The 15163-nt window shown below is 58.4% G+C and carries 15 protein-coding genes; 14 read left to right on the forward strand and 1 reads right to left on the reverse strand.

The window, feature by feature from the left end; translation table 11 throughout:
* Positions 1–97: 97 nt before the first annotated feature.
* The 7 genes from AC07O1_RS08660 to ispD all read left to right on the forward strand — a co-directional run bounded on the left by AC07O1_RS08660 (position 98) and on the right by ispD (position 7988).
* Positions 98–1045, forward strand: coding sequence for an acetyl-CoA carboxylase carboxyltransferase subunit alpha (locus tag AC07O1_RS08660; RefSeq protein ID WP_494992567.1), 948 nt, complete (start codon positions 98–100; stop codon positions 1043–1045).
* A gap of 136 nt (positions 1046–1181) precedes the next feature.
* The gene (gene tilS, locus AC07O1_RS08665) at positions 1182–2495 is read left to right on the forward strand and encodes a tRNA lysidine(34) synthetase TilS (protein ID WP_495088515.1); all 1314 of its coding nucleotides are present in this window, start codon (positions 1182–1184) and stop codon (positions 2493–2495) included.
* Positions 2496–2768: 273 nt separating this feature from the next.
* A complete protein-coding gene (gene pyrG / locus AC07O1_RS08670; RefSeq protein WP_494992569.1) occupies positions 2769–4400 on the forward strand; it encodes a CTP synthase in 1632 nt (543 codons plus the stop codon).
* Between the two features lie 17 nt (positions 4401–4417).
* Positions 4418–5263: a 3-deoxy-8-phosphooctulonate synthase gene (gene kdsA, locus AC07O1_RS08675; RefSeq protein ID WP_494992570.1), complete on the forward strand. Its 846-nt coding sequence runs from the start codon at positions 4418–4420 to the stop codon at positions 5261–5263.
* A 163-nt stretch (positions 5264–5426) separates the two neighbouring features.
* On the forward strand, positions 5427–6716 hold the full coding sequence (gene eno / locus AC07O1_RS08680) for a phosphopyruvate hydratase (protein WP_494992571.1): 1290 nt from the start codon (positions 5427–5429) through the stop codon (positions 6714–6716).
* A 289-nt stretch (positions 6717–7005) separates the two neighbouring features.
* Complete coding sequence (ftsB, locus tag AC07O1_RS08685) at positions 7006–7284, forward strand: cell division protein FtsB (RefSeq protein ID WP_494992572.1); 279 nt, start codon at positions 7006–7008, stop codon at positions 7282–7284.
* Complete coding sequence (gene ispD / locus AC07O1_RS08690; protein WP_495088516.1) at positions 7281–7988, forward strand: 2-C-methyl-D-erythritol 4-phosphate cytidylyltransferase; 708 nt, start codon at positions 7281–7283, stop codon at positions 7986–7988. Before ftsB ends, ispD begins: the two co-directional genes overlap by 4 nt.
* Positions 7989–8040: 52 nt before the next feature.
* Here ispD and AC07O1_RS08695 read toward each other — a convergent pair whose 3' ends face one another.
* Positions 8041–8937: a LysR substrate-binding domain-containing protein gene (locus AC07O1_RS08695; protein ID WP_494992574.1), complete on the reverse strand. Its 897-nt coding sequence runs from the start codon at positions 8935–8937 to the stop codon at positions 8041–8043.
* Positions 8938–9043: 106 nt separating this feature from the next.
* Here AC07O1_RS08695 and AC07O1_RS08700 point away from each other — a divergent pair, with 106 nt between their 5' ends.
* The 7 genes from AC07O1_RS08700 to AC07O1_RS08730 all read left to right on the forward strand — a co-directional run bounded on the left by AC07O1_RS08700 (position 9044) and on the right by AC07O1_RS08730 (position 15072).
* Positions 9044–10156 (forward strand): S-(hydroxymethyl)glutathione dehydrogenase/class III alcohol dehydrogenase, encoded by a 1113-nt coding sequence (locus tag AC07O1_RS08700; RefSeq protein WP_019692107.1) that lies wholly within the window; start codon positions 9044–9046, stop codon positions 10154–10156.
* Between the two features lie 8 nt (positions 10157–10164).
* The gene (gene fghA, locus AC07O1_RS08705) at positions 10165–11010 is read left to right on the forward strand and encodes an S-formylglutathione hydrolase (RefSeq protein WP_495088517.1); all 846 of its coding nucleotides are present in this window, start codon (positions 10165–10167) and stop codon (positions 11008–11010) included.
* Positions 11011–11062: 52 nt separating this feature from the next.
* On the forward strand, positions 11063–11536 hold the full coding sequence (gene ispF, locus AC07O1_RS08710) for a 2-C-methyl-D-erythritol 2,4-cyclodiphosphate synthase (RefSeq protein ID WP_495088518.1): 474 nt from the start codon (positions 11063–11065) through the stop codon (positions 11534–11536).
* Complete coding sequence (truD, locus tag AC07O1_RS08715; RefSeq protein WP_495088519.1) at positions 11533–12591, forward strand: tRNA pseudouridine(13) synthase TruD; 1059 nt, start codon at positions 11533–11535, stop codon at positions 12589–12591. The genes ispF and truD overlap by 4 nt, the downstream gene beginning before the upstream one ends.
* On the forward strand, positions 12579–13328 hold the full coding sequence (gene surE / locus AC07O1_RS08720) for a 5'/3'-nucleotidase SurE (protein ID WP_494992578.1): 750 nt from the start codon (positions 12579–12581) through the stop codon (positions 13326–13328). The genes truD and surE overlap by 13 nt, the downstream gene beginning before the upstream one ends.
* A gap of 41 nt (positions 13329–13369) precedes the next feature.
* Positions 13370–14005 carry a protein-L-isoaspartate(D-aspartate) O-methyltransferase gene (locus AC07O1_RS08725; protein ID WP_494992579.1) on the forward strand — a complete coding sequence of 212 codons (636 nt, stop codon included), beginning with the start codon at positions 13370–13372 and terminating at the stop codon, positions 14003–14005.
* A gap of 209 nt (positions 14006–14214) precedes the next feature.
* Positions 14215–15072 (forward strand): peptidoglycan DD-metalloendopeptidase family protein, encoded by an 858-nt coding sequence (locus AC07O1_RS08730; protein ID WP_495088520.1) that lies wholly within the window; start codon positions 14215–14217, stop codon positions 15070–15072.
* The last annotated feature ends 91 nt before the right edge of the window (positions 15073–15163 follow it).

The raw sequence follows: 15163 nt of genomic DNA on the forward strand, positions 1-15163 counted from the left end.
TAATCTCGACCTGAACGCGCCTCTCCCTTAAGGTAGGGCGCGAATAGACAACTGGCCGGCCCAAGCTCTCTTGGACGTCGACCCAAGACGGACGCCTATGAACCCGAATTTTCTTGATTTCGAACAGCCGATCGCCGACCTGCAAGCCAAGATCGAAGAGTTGCGCTTGGTCGGTAATGACAATTCGCTGAATATCGGCGATGAAATCTCTCGTCTGCAAGACAAGAGCAGCACACTGACCGAGGACATCTTCGGCAAGCTGACCAGCTGGCAGATCGCGCGCCTGGCGCGTCACCCGCGTCGCCCGTATACCCTCGACTACATCGAACACATTTTCACCGAGTTCGATGAGCTGCACGGCGATCGGCACTTCTCCGATGACGCTGCCATTGTCGGTGGTGTTGCCCGTCTGGACGACCAGCCGGTGATGATCATCGGTCACCAGAAAGGCCGCGAAGTGCGCGAGAAAGTTCGCCGCAACTTTGGCATGCCACGTCCGGAAGGCTATCGTAAGGCCTGCCGTCTGATGGAAATGGCCGAACGCTTCAAGATGCCGATCCTGACCTTCATCGACACTCCGGGCGCATACCCTGGCATCGACGCTGAAGAGCGTAACCAGAGCGAAGCGATTGCCTGGAACCTGCGCGTCATGGCACGCCTGAAAACCCCAATCATCGCCACCGTGATCGGTGAGGGTGGTTCCGGTGGTGCGCTGGCGATTGGTGTCTGCGATCAGCTGAACATGCTGCAATACTCGACTTACGCGGTTATCTCTCCGGAAGGTTGCGCCTCGATTCTGTGGAAAACTGCCGAGAAGGCACCGGATGCGGCTGAAGCCATGGGCATTACTGCCGAGCGCCTCAAAGGCCTGGGTATTGTCGACAAGGTTATCAATGAGCCGTTGGGTGGTGCGCACCGTGATCCGGCTGGCGCAGCAGCGTCGATCCGTGCCGAACTCAGCTCGCAACTGGCGATGTTGAAGAAGCTGGATAACGACAAGCTGTTGGCTCGTCGCTACGAGCGTCTGATGAGCTACGGTCTCTGATTTGACGCTGATCTACTGTAGGAGCGAGCCGTGCGGCGATCGGACTTGCCCGCGATAGAGGCGCCTCGGTCAATCTGACTGACCGCGTTATCGTTCATCGCGAGCAAGCTCGGCTCCTACAGGTTTTGGTGCGTTCATGACTCTTTGCGCAACACTTCTCAAGCAACTTGCCCCCTGGCGCAACGCCTGGACCTGGCGCATCGCCTTCTCCGGCGGGCTCGACTCCACCGTTCTGCTGCATCTGCTCGCGCAACTCGCTAAAACCGAATCCCTGCCGACACTCTCTGCCATCCATGTCCATCATGGCCTTCAGGCTGTGGCCGATGCGTGGCCGGAACATTGTCAGGCGGTCTGTGATGCGTTGGGCGTGCCGCTGCAGGTGATTCGCGTCGAGGTCCGGCCTGGCGCCAGTCTTGAGCGTGCCGCCCGGGATGCGCGTTATGGCGCCTTCATCGCGGCGACCGGGGCCAATGAATTGCTGTTGACCGCTCAGCACCGCGACGATCAGGCTGAAACACTGCTTTTCCGTTTGTTGCGTGGGGCAGGGGTGAGAGGGTTGTCGGCGATGCCCGAACAGCGCCCGCTGGGGCACGGACATTTGCTGCGACCACTGCTCCATGTGTCGCGGGCCGAGTTGGAGGCTTATGCCGCTGAACATCAGTTGAACTGGATCGAAGATCCCTCGAATGATGATCGGCAGTTCTCCCGCAATTATTTGCGCCATCAGGTGTTCCCGGTACTGACCGAGCGCTGGCCACAGGCGGTGACGACCATCGCTCGCAGTGCTGCGCATCTTAGTGAGGCGCAAGGGCTGCTCGATGAGCTGGCTGAAATGGATCTCGCTAATGCCTGCACTGTCAGCGAGTTCGATTGGCTGGGATTACCGTCGCTGGCGTTGGCCCCCCTGGAAAATCTGTCGTTGGCTCGCCAGCGCAATGCCTTGAGTCACTGGCTGGCCGCGTGGACCCTTTTGCCTGATAGCGACCACTGGTCGGGCTGGCAGGCCTTGCGCGACGCTGCGGGCGATGCAAGGCCCATCTGGTGTCTGGCAGACGGAGAGTTGCATCGGGCCGCAGGGCGAATCTGGTGGCTGTCTGGCAGTTGGCTGCGAGCTCCGGAACCGGCTCCAATCTGGACGGATCCGGCCTCGGCTTTGCTGTTGCCCGATAACGGTAGGCTGAGATTCAGTGGTCAAATCCCCGAAGGGCCATTACACGTTCATTACCGTCAGGGCGGTGAAGTCATGCACCTGCCGGGGCGTGGTCACCGGGACCTGAAGCGCTTGCTCAACGAAAGCCGCCTGCCATTGTTCGCCCGTGGCAGATTGCCGCTGGTGTACCGCGGTGAGCAATTACTAGCGGTTGCGAACCTCCCTGGACTGAGCGCAAGTGCCCATGAATGTTGGCAATTGCATTGGCTGCCACCGACGAGCGATCAAGGTTTGAGCTGAAAGGGGCTTTCCGGTAGACTACGCTCCCTTCTTGATACAACTTCTGTGGATTCCCATGAATTGCAGGAGTTGCCGATTACCAAGCAGTCTTTGCTGGGCGATTCTCAAAAAAATGTGTAGCGCGTACCGTATCGGTGTTCTGTGCCGATCTGTTCCAACGCAGCAATTTTTCGAAAGATGCACTGTAATTAATGCAGGTGATCGGGGGCTTCGGCCTTCCTTCGCTTTCCCCGGCGGCTCTGACCGCTTTAACGCAGACTTCTAGGGTTTTTCATGACGCGCTACATCTTCGTCACGGGCGGTGTTGTTTCTTCATTGGGGAAAGGCATTGCCTCGGCTTCATTGGCAGCCATCCTGGAGGCGCGGGGACTTAAGGTCACCATGCTCAAACTGGACCCCTACATCAACGTTGATCCGGGCACCATGAGCCCGTTCCAGCACGGTGAAGTGTTCGTCACCCACGACGGCGCCGAAACCGACCTGGACTTGGGCCATTACGAGCGGTTCATCCGCACGACCATGACCCAGAACAACAACTTCACCACCGGCCGTGTCTACGAACACGTCCTGCGCAAGGAGCGCCGTGGTGATTATCTGGGCGCAACGATCCAGGTGATTCCGCACATCACCGACGAGATCAAGCGCCGGATCATCAAGGGGGCCGGCGATGCCGACGTGGCCATGGTCGAGATCGGTGGCACCGTGGGTGACATCGAATCCCAACCGTTCCTCGAAGCGATCCGTCAATTGCGTTTCGAAGTTGGCGCCAAACGCGCGATGCTGATGCACCTGACGCTGGTACCGTACATCGCCACTGCCGGTGAAACCAAAACCAAGCCTACTCAGCATTCGGTCAAGGAGCTGCGTTCCATCGGCTTGCAGCCAGACGTGCTGGTGTGCCGTTCCGACCACCCGATCGATATCTCTTCGCGCCGCAAGATCGCGCAGTTCACCAACGTTGAAGAACGTGCGGTCATCGCGCTGGAAGACGCCGACACCATCTACAAGATCCCGGGCATTCTGCACTCCCAGGGACTGGATGATTTCGTCGTCGAGCGTTTCGGCCTGCAATGTGCTGGTGCCGATCTGTCCGAGTGGGAAGCTGTGGTTGACGCCAAGCTCAACCCGGAGCACGAAGTCACCATCGCCATGGTCGGCAAGTACATGGAGCTGCTGGACGCCTACAAATCGCTGATCGAAGCGATGAGTCACGCCGGTATCAGCAACCGCACCAAGGTCAACCTGCGTTACATCGATTCCGAAGACATCGAGAACCAGGGCACTGCGCTGCTTGATGGCGTCGATGCGATTCTGGTGCCAGGCGGTTTCGGTCTGCGTGGCGTGGAAGGCAAGATCACCGCCGTTCAATTCGCTCGCGAAAACAAGATTCCTTACCTGGGTATCTGCCTCGGTATGCAAGTGGCCGTGATCGAGTTCGCTCGTAACGTGCTGGGCTGGAAAGACGCCAACTCCACTGAATTCGATCGTAATAGCGGTCACCCGGTCGTTGGCTTGATCACCGAGTGGGAAGACGCCACCGGCGCAGTCGAAACCCGTACCGAAACCTCCGATCTGGGTGGCACCATGCGTCTCGGCGCTCAGGATTGCCTGCTGGAAGCCGGGTCCCTGGTCCATGACTGCTATGCCAAGGACGTCATCGTCGAGCGTCATCGTCATCGTTATGAAGTGAACAACAAGCTGCTGCCGAGCCTGATGGAAGCCGGCCTGAAAATCTCCGGTCGTTCCGGTGATGGCGCGTTGGTTGAAGTGGTTGAAGCACCGGATCACCCATGGTTCGTCGCGTGCCAGTTCCACCCTGAGTTCACCTCGACACCGCGCGACGGTCACCCGTTGTTCAGCGGCTTCGTCAAGGCTGCTTTGGTTCAGCATCAGAAGAAAGCTTGAGCCCGGAGATAAAACGCATGGCGCAGAAAATCATCCGCGTAGGCAACATCGAGATCGCCAACGATAAGCCGATGGTGCTGTTCGGCGGCATGAACGTGCTGGAAAGCCGCGACATGGCTATGCAGGTCTGTGAAGAGTACGTGCGGGTTACCGAAAAACTCGGTATCCCTTACGTGTTCAAGGCCAGCTTCGACAAGGCTAACCGCTCGTCCGTGACCTCTTATCGTGGCCCGGGCCTGGAAGAGGGGATGCGGATTTTCCAGGACGTGAAACAGGCGTTCGGTGTGCCGATCATTACTGACGTCCACGAGCCTGAACAGGCTGCGGTGGTCGCCGAGGTCTGCGACATCATCCAGCTGCCAGCCTTCCTGTCGCGGCAGACCGATCTGGTGGTGGCCATGGCCAAGACCGGCGCGGTGATCAACATCAAGAAAGCCCAGTTTCTCGCCCCTCATGAAATGAAACACATTCTGAGCAAGTGCGTAGAGGCGGGTAACGATCAGTTGATCCTCTGTGAGCGCGGTTCGAGTTTCGGCTACAACAACCTAGTTGTGGACATGCTCGGTTTCGGCATCATGAAGCAGTTCGAATACCCGGTATTTTTCGATGTGACCCACGCGCTGCAAATGCCTGGCGGTCGCTCCGATTCCGCCGGTGGTCGTCGCGCCCAGGTCACTGATCTGGCCAAGGCTGGCATGAGTCAGTCGTTGGCTGGCTTGTTCCTCGAAGCGCATCCAGATCCGGACAACGCCAAATGCGATGGCCCTTGCGCCTTGCGTCTGGACAAGCTGGAGCCATTCCTGGCCCAGCTCAAGGCTCTGGATGAACTGGTGAAGAGTTTTCCGACAGTAGAAACCGCGTAAACCTGATTTCTCCGGTAAAGTACCGCTCGATTTATCGCTCTGGCCTGCGGGCCGCACTGCTCTTGTAGGAGTACGGCTTGCCAGTGATGGTGTCCTTGTGGGCTCCTTCGCTGGCAAGCCATGCTCCCACAGCGTTCTAGTCAACTTTGGAGTGTTTACAACAATGGCAAAAATCGTCGACATCAAAGGTCGTGAAGTTCTCGACTCCCGTGGCAATCCCACCGTCGAAGCAGATGTGCTTCTCGATAACGGCATCATCGGCAGTGCATGCGCGCCGTCCGGTGCTTCCACTGGCTCGCGTGAAGCACTCGAGCTGCGTGATGGCGACAAGAGCCGTTACCTGGGCAAGGGTGTGCTCAAGGCTGTAGCCAACATCAACGGTCCGATTCGTGACCTGTTGCTGGGTAAGGATCCGGTTGACCAGCAGGCACTGGACCGCGCGATGATCGCGCTGGACGGTACCGAAAACAAGGCAACCCTGGGCGCCAATGCGATCCTCGCCGTTTCCCTGGCTGCGGCCAAGGCAGCAGCACAGGACCAGGACCTGCCTCTGTATGCACACATCGCCAACCTGAACGGCACCCCGGGTGTTTACTCGATGCCGGTTCCGATGATGAACATCATCAACGGTGGCGAGCACGCCGATAACAACGTCGACATCCAGGAATTCATGGTTCAGCCGGTTGGCGCCAAGACTTTCGCCGATGGCCTGCGCATGGGCACCGAGATTTTCCATCACCTCAAAGCTGTGCTGAAGGCTCGTGGCCTGAGCACCGCCGTCGGTGACGAAGGTGGTTTCGCGCCGAACCTGGCGTCCAACGAAGACGCTTTGAAAGTGATCTCCGAAGCTGTGGCCAACGCTGGTTACAAGCTGGGCACCGACGTCACCCTGGCTCTGGATTGCGCTGCCAGCGAGTTCTACGAAAATGGCAAGTACGATCTGGCTGGCGAAGGCCAGGTGTTCGATGCTGCCGGTTTCGCTGACTACCTGGCCGGTCTGGCCAGCCGTTACCCGATCATCTCCATCGAAGATGGCCTGGATGAGTCCGACTGGGATGGCTGGAAAATCCTTACCGACAAGATCGGCGACAAGGTTCAACTGGTCGGCGACGACCTGTTCGTGACCAACACCAAGATCCTGAAAGAGGGCATCGACAAGAAGATCGCCAACTCGATCCTGATCAAGTTCAACCAGATCGGCACCCTGACCGAAACCCTGGAAGCCATCCAGATGGCCAAGGCTGCTGGTTACACTGCGGTGATCTCGCACCGTTCCGGCGAAACCGAAGATTCGACCATTGCCGACCTGGCTGTGGGCACCTCGGCTGGCCAGATCAAAACCGGTTCGCTGTGCCGTTCCGACCGTGTTTCCAAGTACAACCAATTGCTGCGCATCGAAGAGCAACTGGGCGCCAAGGCCAAGTACAACGGCCGCAGCGAGTTTCGCGGCTAAGCTGAAGTATCCTGCCTCGCAAATAGCTGCTCCTTTTTGACGGCGTCTGTTGCCTTCATGCAGCGTTGCCTGACGACAACAGCCACTCGTCAAAAGATGAGCGTGTTTGTGAGGCGGGACACTAGATGGTAAAAAGACACCGGATTGTGTCGGAAAGAACGCTACAGCGGCTTTTTTGCCACTAATCTGACGTCTTAGAGTACGAGCCTGGTTCTTCCAGGCTTCGTGCTATTGGTCGCTTCAAAATTGTTGGCATGGCTGTCTTTTTTCACTGGAAACCCGATATTCGATGCGCAGTCCCAATTGGTTGTTCCTCGTCTTGCTCTTGCTGCTGGCTGGCCTGCAGTACCGCCTGTGGGTGGGGAATGGCAGTCTGGCGCAGGTCGCCGAGCTGACCCAGCAAATTGCTGACCAGCACGCCGAAAACGAGGCACTGCTGGAGCGTAACCGCGTTCTGGATGCCGAAGTCCTTGAGTTGAAAAAAGGTATGGAGACCGTTGAAGAGCGGGCTCGCCATGAGTTGGGCATGGTCAAGGAGGGTGAAACCCTCTACCAGTTGGCCCAATGATTCAGACGCTACCGGCCTTCTGGGCCGTGATTCCTGCCGCGGGCGTTGGTGCCCGTATGGCTGCGGACCGCCCCAAGCAATATTTGCAATTGGGTGGGCGCACAATTCTCGAACACAGCCTCGGCTGTTTCCTCGACCATCCCGCCTTGAAGGGGCTGGTGGTCAGTCTTGCTATTGACGACCCCTATTGGCCGACTCTGGCCTGCGCCCATGATCCGCGAATTCAGCGGGTGGATGGCGGTCAGGAGCGCTCGGGCTCGGTACTCAACGCGTTGCTGCATTTGCATGCACAAGGCGCTGCCGACGAGGACTGGGTGTTGGTCCACGATGCCGCGCGACCGAATCTTTCTCGCGATGATTTGGACAAGCTGCTGATTGAGCTCGCGGATGATTCTGTTGGCGGGCTATTGGCTGTGCCAGCGCGCGACACCCTGAAACGTGTCGACAAACAGGGGCGGGTGGTTGAAACCGTTGATCGCAGTTTGATCTGGCAAGCCTATACACCACAGATGTTCCGTCTCGGCGCATTGCATCGGGCCTTGGCTGACAGTCTGGTGGCTGACGTGGTGATCACCGACGAGGCCTCGGCCATGGAGTGGGCAGGTTTGGCCCCACGCCTGATTGAAGGTCGCTCGGACAATATCAAGGTCACCCGTCCCGAAGACCTGGAGTGGCTACGCCTGCGCTGGGCGAATCGCCGGTAGAAGAGCTTTTCGTAGCAGCTGGCGAAGCCTGCTGCTACGGGTGGAGTTGCAACTACTCCAGATACTCCGGCCGTTTGGCCAGTCCCTCCTTCAGATAATCCACCAGCTTGCGCACCTTCGGCGACAGATGCCGTTGCTGCGGATACAACGCCCAGACGGCGGTGTTCGGTGGTTGATGAGCATCCAGCAACGACACCAGTGCGCCGCTTTTCAGGTGTTCGAGCACGTAATAGTCCGGCAGCTGACACAACCCAACGCCTTGTAGCGCAGCGTCCAGCACCGCTTGCCCACTGTTGCAGCGCCAATTGCCCTGTACCCGCTGGGAAAACTCTCTCCCGCCCTGCTCCAGTTGCCAGATGTCCGAGCTGCCGATCAAACAGTTGTGTCGGCTCAGCTCGGACAAACTGTGCGGACGACCATAACGTTCCAGATAGGACGGCGAGGCACACAAGTACATGCGCCGTGGCGCCAGGCGCGTGGCTACCAGTCGTGAGTCTTGCAGGCGGCCAAGCCGAATCGCCAGATCCAGACCTTCGTGCACCAGATCGAGCGGGCGGTTGCTCAATTCGATATCGACCCGCAATTGCGGATAAAGCCCCATGAAGCTGGTCACCAGCGGCACGATAAAGCGCTCGCCATACGCCACCGCGCAGGTCATGCGCAGCATGCCTTTGGGCTCGCTGGTCAGGTCGCCGACTGCGCGTAAGGCTTCTTCGCGTCCGTCCTGCAAGCGTTGGCAGTGTTGCAGGAAAGTTTGCCCGGCTTCGGTCAGGGTCACCCGGCGGGTACTGCGGTAGAGCAGGCGGGTTTGCAGGCGCTCTTCGAGTCGTACGATTTGTCGACTGATGTGCGAAGACGAAACCCCAAGGCGTTCGGCGGCAGCCGTGAACTGGTTGCATTCAGCGACGGCGACGAACTCATCGATGCCTTCCCAGCGGTTCTCGGACATGAGGATTATCCCTGTGCAGCAATAATGTTTTGCTTTTGGCTGGATTATTCATCTCTTGGCGGTGTTTTACACTCCCTGTCTTGTTTTTATTCGCTGGAGAGTCAGGATGATCAAGTCGCGCGCCGCCGTTGCCTTCGAGGCCAAGAAACCCCTTGAGATCGTTGAAGTCGATGTCGCCATGCCCAAGGCCGGTGAAGTCCTGTTGCGTGTGGTTGCGTCCGGCGTTTGCCATACCGACGCCTACACCCTGTCGGGCGCCGACCCGGAAGGCATATTCCCGTCGATCCTCGGCCACGAAGGTGGCGCGATTGTCGAGGCCATCGGCGAGGGTGTGACTTCGGTAGCGGTGGGCGATCACGTGATTCCGCTGTACACACCGGAATGCGGCCAGTGCAAATTCTGCAAATCAGGCAAAACCAACCTCTGCCAAGCCATCCGTGCGACCCAGGGCAAAGGCCTGATGCCAGACGGCACAACGCGCTTCTCCTACAAAGGTCAGCCGATTTTCCACTACATGGGCACCTCGACCTTCTCCGAATACACGGTGTTGCCGGAAATCTCTGTCGCGAAGATCCCTAAAGAAGCGCCACTGGAAAAAGTCTGCCTGCTGGGCTGTGGCGTCACCACGGGGATCGGTGCTGTCATCAACACCGCCAAGGTCAAACCGGGCGACACCGTGGCAATCTTCGGTCTAGGTGGCATTGGCCTGTCAGCGGTCATCGGTGCGGTCAAAGCCAAAGCCGGGCGAATCATCGCCATCGACATCAACCCGGCCAAGTTCGAAATCGCCAAGCAGTTGGGCGCCACCGATTGTGTGAACCCGAAAGACTTCGATCGCCCGATTCAGGACGTTATCGTCGACATGACCGATGGCGGTGTGGACTTTTCCTTCGAGTGCATCGGCAACGTGCAACTGATGCGCGCTGCGTTGGAATGCTGCCACAAAGGCTGGGGTGAGTCGGTGATCATCGGCGTTGCCGGTGCTGGCCAAGAGATTTCCACCCGTCCGTTCCAACTGGTAACCGGCCGCGTCTGGCGCGGTTCGGCGTTCGGTGGCGTGCGCGGTCGCACGGAGTTGCCAAGCTACGTCGAAATGGCCCAGACCGGCGAAATCCCGTTGGACACTTTCATTACCCACACGATGGGTCTGGAAGACATCAACAAGGCATTCGACCTGATGCATGAAGGCAAAAGCATCCGCTCTGTCATCCATTTCTGAGGTCGGTCATGAGTCTGGAGAACCTCTCATGCCAGAAGAGCTTCGGTGGCTGGCATAAACGCTACAAACATCATTCCGAAGTACTGGGCTGCGACATGGTGTTTGCCGTGTACCTGCCGCCGCAAGCGGAGCAGGGCGGCAATCTGCCGGTGTTGTACTGGTTGTCGGGATTGACCTGCACCGACGAAAACTTCATGCACAAGGCTGGTGCCATGCGCATGGCGGCCGAGCTTGGTCTGATCATCGTCGCACCGGATACCAGTCCGCGCGGCGTCGATGTGCCGGGTGATCCGGATGGCGCCTGGGATTTTGGACTGGGTGCGGGCTTTTATCTGAATGCCACGCAGGAACCTTGGGCCAGGCATTATCGGATGCATGACTACGTGGTGCAGGAGTTGCCGGCACTGGTCGAGGCGCATTTCCCGGCGTCCGACAAGCGTGGAATCAGTGGTCACTCCATGGGTGGCCACGGTGCCTTGGTGTGTGCGTTGCGCAACCCCGGGCGTTATCAGTCGGTGTCGGCTTTTGCGCCGATCAACAATCCGATGGATTGCCCTTGGGGGCAGAAGGCGTTTTCCCGCTATCTGGGTGGGGAGCGCTCGAAATGGCGCGAATGGGATGCCAGTGTGCTGATCGCCGAGGCCAGTGAAAAGCTGCCATTACTGGTGGATCAGGGGGATCGAGATGACTTTCTGGCCACTCAGCTCAAGCCCGAAGTGCTACAGCAGGCGGCGAAACTTGCCGGCCATCCGCTGACCTTGCGTCTGCAACCAGGCTACGACCACAGCTATTTCTTCATCGCCAGCTTCATCGATGATCACTTGCGACATCACGCACACGCTCTAGGCGCCTAATGTCCGCCAAAGCAGGTAGAATCACGCCCTGACTAAATCGGGGCGTTTTTTTATGCGTATTGGCCACGGCTATGATGTGCACCGTTTCGCTGAAGGCGATTTCATCACTCTGGGCGGCGTGCGAATTGCACACAGCTTCGGGCTGCTCGCCCATTCCGACGGCGACGTCTTGCTGCACTCGTTGAGCGATGCCTTGCTCGGCGCGGCGGCGCTGGGTGATATCGGTAGACACTTCCCGGACACCGACCCGCAATTCAAAGGTGCTGACAGCCGCGTACTGTTGCGTCATGTTGTCGCACTGATCCACGCCAAGGGCTGGAAGGTCGGTAATGTCGATAACACCATCGTTGCCCAGGCGCCAAAAATGGCCCCGCATATAGAATCGATGCGCGCACTGATTGCCGCGGATCTTCAAGTTGAGTTGGATCAAGTGAACGTGAAAGCTACCACCACCGAAAAGCTCGGCTTTGTCGGTCGCGAAGAAGGCATTGCCGTGCACTCCGTTGCCTTGTTGCTGCGCGCATGAACGAACTGCAATTGCTCGGCCCGCGTGCCTATGGCGAAGCACTGGGAACGGCGGTACTGAAAGCCACCGCTGAAGACTTTCAGGTCGACGAAGTACTGGATATTCCCTTGAGCGGCGACGGTGAACACCTGTGGTTATGGGTGGAAAAACGCGGCCTGAACACCGAAGACGCGGCCCGGCGCATTGCCAAGGCTGCGGGTGTACCGCTTCGCACCGTGAGTTACGCGGGGTTGAAGGATCGCCAGGCGCTGACCCGACAGTGGTTCAGCCTGCAACTGCCGGGCAAGGCCGACCCCGATCTGTCGGCGGCAGAAAACGACACGCTGAAAATTCTGAAAAGCACTCGGCATAAACGCAAGTTGCAACGCGGGGCCCACGCGGCCAACGGTTTTACCCTGCGTTTGACTGAACTGGTGGGGGACAAGGCGGCTATCGACGAGCGCCTGCAACTGATCGCCAGGCAGGGCATTCCAAATTATTTCGGTGCCCAGCGCTTCGGCCATCAGGGCGGCAATGTGCTCGATGCCCGTGACTGGGCCGCTCGCAAGGCCCTGCCGGAACAGCGCAATGTGCGCTCGCGTTTACTCTCGACCGCCCGCAGTTATCTGTTCAATCAGGTGCTGGCCGCCCGTGTCGCCGATGGCAGTTGGCAGCGAGCGCAGATTGGCGATTTGCTCGCGTTCACCGATAGCCGCAGCTTTTTCCCGGCAGGCGAAGCGGAATGCAGCGACCCACGTCTGGCGATCCTTGATCTGCACCCGACAGGGCCACAGTGGGGCGAGGGGGAGTCACCGGCGAGCGGCGCCACTCATGTTCTTGAGCAAGAAGTCGCTGCCCGCGAAGCCGATCTGCGCGATTGGTTGATTAAAGCCGGAATGAGCCATGAACGTCGCATCCTGCGGCTGCCCATTGGCGGGTTGACGTGGCATTATCCCGAGCCTGACATTCTGCAACTGGAATTCGTCCTGCCGGCCGGATGCTTCGCCACTGTATTGGTGCGCGAACTCGTCGATCTGGTGCCGGTGGGGCAGACGGACAGCCCATGCGTATTCTGATATCTAACGACGATGGGGTAACAGCACCCGGTCTCGCCGCGCTTTATGCTGCGCTGGCGGATTACACCGAGTGCGTGGTTATCGCCCCGGACCAAGACAAAAGCGGCGCCAGCAGCTCGCTGACACTCGATCGTCCGTTGCACCCGCAAACCCTGGCAAACGGCTTTATCAGCATCAACGGAACCCCCACCGATTGTGTTCATCTGGGCCTCAATGGTCTGTTGGAGCGCGAGCCGGACATGGTGGTTTCCGGGATCAACCTGGGTGCCAACCTGGGTGACGATGTGCTGTATTCCGGTACTGTCGCCGCCGCGCTGGAAGGGCGTTTTCTGGATCGGCCATCCTTCGCCTTTTCGCTGGTGTCGCGTCAGGTCGAGAACCTGTCGACCGCTGCGTACTTCGCGCGCAAACTGGTAGAGGCGCATGCCCAACTGGATTTGCCACCACGTACTGTGCTGAATGTGAATATCCCCAATCTGCCGCTCGATCACATACGTGGCATCCAGCTGACCCGTCTGGGCCATCGCGCCCGTGCTGCGGCGCCGATGAAAGTGGTCGACCCGCGAGGCAAGTCCGGTTATTGGATTGCGGCGGCAGGCGATGCCGAAGACGGCGGCCCGGGCACTGACTTTCATGCGGTGATGCAAGGTTATGTTTCGATCACCCCGTTGCAGCTCGATCGCACCTTCAATGATGCCTTCAGTAGTCTCGATGGCTGGCTGGAGGGGTTGCGTTAATGGGGCGTGAACAAGACGACCTGTTGCGTCGAGGTATCGGTATGACCTCTCAACGAACTCGCGAGCGCTTGATCCAGCGGTTGTACGAGGAGGGACTGTCCAACGCCCAGGTATTGGAAGTCATCCGCCGTACCCCGCGTCATCTATTCGTCGATGAGGCACTGGCGCACCGCGCCTATGAAGACACCGCGTTACCGATCGGTCATAACCAGACAATTTCCCAGCCCTATATGGTGGCTCGCATGAGCGAGCTGTTGTTGGCGGCAGGTCCATTGGACAAAGTTCTGGAGATTGGCACCGGGTCCGGTTATCAGACGGCGGTCCTGTCGCAACTGGTTGAGCGTGTGTTCTCGGTCGAACGGATCAAAGTGCTGCAAGATCGCGCCAAGGAGCGCCTGGTCGAATTGAACCTGCGTAATGTAGTGTTCCGCTGGGGTGATGGCTGGGAAGGCTGGCCGGCACTGGCGCCGTACAACGGCATCATTGTTACCGCTGTTGCCACCGATGTCCCTCAGGCCTTGCTCGATCAGCTGGCTCCCGGCGGGCGCTTGGTGATTCCGGTCGGCGCGGGTGAGGATCAACATCTGATGCTGATCATTCGTGAAGAGCAGGGTTTCTCTCGGCAAGTTCTGGACGCTGTACGCTTTGTGCCTTTACTCAACGGTCCATTGGCTTGAGCTTTTGTTTAATAGCGGTGAATTCTGCTTGATAGCGTTTGTCTTACAGCGGGCTATTCATATAAACACTATTGAATGTCGGTCAGCAGTTGTGTCCTTCTCTCGATTTCGCTTTGCCAGCGGTAAAGAATGAACGGCCGGTTATACTGGCGACATTCCAGGCCTGAACAGGCAATCTTTATTATCAGCCACCACATAGGGAGCGGCGGGTGAGTCTCACAGTCATTGCGCAGCGTATGGGTATAACAAGCTTTCAGCGACTGGTGATTGGCCTTGTCTTGAGTTCCACGTTGGTTGCGTGCTCCAGCAAACCTTCGGACGGCGTGCGGGTAGTCGACGGTAATAATGCAGTGGCCCAGCGGCCGGTCGTGACCACTGGCCAGTATGTCGTTCGCCGTGGCGATACATTGTTCTCGATCGCTTTTCGCTATGGTTGGGACTACAAAGCCCTGGCGGCACGCAACAATATTGCTGAGCCTTATACAATTCATCCGGGTCAGACGATTCGCTTTGACGGCCGTTCAGGTTCCACGCCGACCACCGTTGTTACAAAACAGGATTCAACACCATCCTCTTCCCTTAAAACCACGGTAATCAGGCGTCCGGCAGGCGCTGTAGCCGGCACCACAGCCGGTACTGCAACCAGTGTCGAGAGCAAGCCGGCACCGGCTCCGCTACCGCCGGCAGGGCCCGCTCCGACCGGTTGGGGGTGGCCTTCGAGCGGCATTTTGATCGGGAAATTCTCTTCAAACGGCAGTTTGAATAAAGGCATTGATATCGCCGGAGATTTGGGACAGCCTGTTTTAGCTGCGTCTGATGGGACGGTTGTTTACGCCGGGAGTGGCTTGCGGGGCTACGGCGAGTTAGTCATTATCAAACACAGCGATACCTACGTAAGTGCTTACGGCCACAACCGTAGGCTGTTGGTTCGGGAGGGGCAGCAGGTCAAAGTCGGACAGGCAATTGCCGAAATGGGGTCAACTGGTACGGACCGGGTGAAACTGCACTTTGAGATTCGCCGTCAGGGTAAACCTGTAGATCCGCTGCAATTCCTGCCACGTCGTTGATCGGTTACCAGCCTGTTCCCTCACGTAGAAGGAACAGGCTCCAGCGTTGCCAAGGATAAAGGCGTCGCTTGAGCTTGAGGTCGAACTCACC

It is taken from the genome of Pseudomonas sp. GW821-FHT07G10 (assembly GCF_059418545.1).